This window comes from Okeania sp. (genome assembly GCF_983059655.1).
The window spans coordinates 4565-8151 of record NZ_CEZPJD010000348.1; the positions used below are offsets into that span (position 1 = coordinate 4565).

The following is a 3587-nucleotide window of genomic DNA, read 5'->3' on the forward strand; positions in this document are numbered from 1 at the left end:
GCCAAAGATAATGCTACCTAGCCTTAATTCGATATAACAAAATAAATCAATATATTCGGATTTTTGAAACTGATTAAGTCCTGCTTATATAAACTAAAGTTTTAGATTTTTTAGGTCGCCAAAGATAATGCTACCTAGCCTTAATTCGATATAACAAAATAAATCAATATATCCGGATTTTTGAAACTGATTAAGTCCTGTTTATATAAACTAAAATTTTAGATTTTTTGCGGTCGCCAAAGATAATGCTACCTATTCTGACTCTTAAGCAATTATTTATTCAGTATTTAACCAGACATGATATGAAGACTAACTAAACTCTATCTAACAAAATAAATCAGTATATTTCCCTTTTTTAAACTGATCAATAATTTGATACAAACCATAATTTAGCAAACGTTTTTATGGATTTTTATTTAATAAGAAGTAAAACTAAACTCCTCTACGATATTCTTGTTGGAGTAAAAATTGTTGCATATATTATAAATTATTATATGTTTTACTCTAAAAACTATTCTGAAAAAACTAAATTAAATAGAAACACAAAAAAATTAATATTTGTAAATAATCATAAGGTGTGAACATCATAATCACCCACTTGGAGGAAGCATTCGAGTTGTGGTCTGTATTAAAATTAAAATATATAGATAATTGAGAAGAGGCTAGTACTCTGCTCTCTAATATATTTGGCTTAATCATTAGAGAAACATTCAGTTAAAAAATTTGTCTATATAATAGAAAAGGCTAATAAATCAACATCTATCTACTATCCAATTTTAAGGAAAAATTTTCAATGTCTACAATCAATATCTACCAATCCTTATCTACCAAGAAATCTATCGAATTCTTTGGCTTTTCGACCAAACCCAAAACAGAGCAACAAATAGTCTTTATAGACTCTCATGTCGAGGATTATCAGAGTTTAGCTACGGGAGTTTTGTCAGGGATAGAAGTAGTTATTCTTCATCCCAACGATAGTGGTATTGAGCAGATCGCCAAAGTTATCAAAAAATATCCTCAGATATCATCCATACATATAGTTTCTCATGGTTCACCAGGCTGTGTCGAATTAGGTAATAGCCAATTAAATATTGACAGTATTAATAGTAGTTATGCTGAAGAGTTAGAAACTTGGTCAGTGACTAATATATTCCTTTATGGCTGTAGTGTCGCTGCCGGAGATACAGGTACAGAATTTTTGGAAAAGCTGCATCAGCTAACAGGTGCAAATGTTGCTGCCTCGGCCACACCTACTGGTAGTACTGCTTTAGGTGGTGATTGGGAATTGGAAGTTAGTGTAGGTGAGTTGAAGGTAGATATACCTTTCACACAGGAGATACAACGACAATGGAATTATGTTCTGACTCCATTCGAGCAAAAACCTGTCTTATACCAAGTAATTAGTGGTGAACTTAGACAACTTAACCCATTAACAGGAGGTTATGAGGAGATTGGTGGTATTCTTAACACACCAACCTATAATGCCGGAGGTTATAACATTAATGATGACTATATATATGCTTTTGAAAAAGGCAGTGGTAATAATCATAAGCTTCTGAGAATCAACTCAACTGGTACTGTTGAGTATGTCAGGAATGATGCTACAGTTACTACAGATAGCACCGATAGTAATATTTTTACAGTTAATCTCAATCCAAATCCTACTGGTGGAGATATAGACGACAACAATAATTTATGGGTAACTAACGTTGACAGTAAAACATCAATAATTAGAATCAATCTTAATAACCCGATAACATCAACAACAATAAATTTCAATTTATCTGATAGCACATTTCCCACTGGTGATATGCCAGTAGATTTAACTTATATTGCTGCTAACAACAGTTTTTATGGTGTTAGCGGTGACGGTACATTAGTTACAATTGATGTCAGCAATCCCAGTAATGTTACGGTTGACACAAAACCAATTACAGATGGTGTTGGCAATTTAGCTGCAGGGGCTTATGGTGCAGCTTGGACTGACAAGGATGGAAAATTATATGCTAGCAATAATACCGGGCAACTCTATCACATTAGAGACTTTACAACGCCAACTCCAGAAGTTGAACAAGTCCTTCCTACAATAACTACAAATAGTAATGATGGGATGTCCGACCCCAGGCAAGTATCTATTTTTGATATTCCACAAATAGATCTAAGTGGTACTGATGATGCAACCACTAACTATGAAACAACATTCACAGAAAACACTGGTGGTGTTAATATAGTAGACATTACGGCTGGTGAGACTACAGATGCAGATGGTGTAGTTACTACTAATGGCCTGATTATTCGAGATTACATAAATAGTGGTACTACTGGTAATAGCGATAGATTAAAGGAAGCAACAATCACCCTAACAAATCCTATTGATGGTAATGATGAAAAATTTTTGGTTGGTGGTACAGAATTAACAACTTCAGCGACAGTAACAGGTACAAACATAACTGCTGCAATAACTACAAATGTAGATGGCGAAAAAGTAATTACGTTAACACCAACAACAGGAACTACGGCCAGCGCGGATGACTTTGAAACAGCACTCAAAGCCATTCAATACGAAAACACTAGCGAACATCCAGATAATACAGATAGAATTCTAGAGATAGTCCTCGAAGACGAAGATGGAAACAAATCTTCCGACATTTTTGCGGATAGTGACGAAGTTCATACTACTACAATTAAGGTTATCCCTGTTAACGATCCTCCTGCTTTTCAAAACCTGGATAATAGTCCTACTTTTTTTACTGTAAGCGGCGATCCAGTTATTCTGGACGGTGATGCCACAATTACAGATATAGAATTAGATGATAGAGATAATTACAACGGTGCTACCCTTACCTTGGAAAGAGATGGAGGAGCAGATCCTGACGATCAATTTAGCAGTGGCGATCTAGGGGTATTAGGAGCTTTAACGCAGGGCAGCTCTCTAACAGTAGATGGTACTGATATTGGTACAGTTACTACTAATACCAATGGCACATTACTGCTAACATTTAATAATAGCGCTACTGGCGATCTAGTCGATAAAGCATTACAAAATATTGCTTATAGTAAAGCCCCTGCTTTGAGAGAGCCTGATTCTGTCACTATTAAATACATAATTAATGATGGCAACACAAGTGATACGGATCAAGGTACTGGCGGTCCGCTAATGGATATGGGTACGATCGTTGTTAATATTAGTGAGACCAACCCCCCAGTAGCAACCCCCAACAGCAGCAGCACAAACAAAGGAGAACCAGTAACCTTCAACATTACCAACGACGACACAGACAGTGACGGCACAATCAACCACAGCACAGTAGACCTAGACCCCAACACAGATGGTCAGCAAACCATTTTCACACAAGCAGGAGAAGGCACATACACAGTAGATGATAGTGGAAACGTCACCTTCACCCCAGAACCAAACTTCACAGGCACAGCCACCCCCATCAGCTACACAGTAGAAGACGACGATGGAGCAGAATCAAACAGCGCCAACATCAGCGTCACAGTGAACGACCCCCCAGTAGCAGTAGACGACAGCAGCAGCACAAACAAAGGACAACCAGTAACCTTCAGCATCACAGGCAACGACA

The 3587-nt window shown here is 36.9% G+C and carries 1 protein-coding gene; it reads left to right on the forward strand.

All coding sequences use genetic code 11. The features are described from left to right. Positions 1-793 precede the first annotated feature (793 nt). The coding region (locus AC3DU7_RS18800; RefSeq protein ID WP_488040843.1) for a DUF4347 domain-containing protein at positions 794-3587 on the forward strand (2794 nt) is incomplete at its 3' end.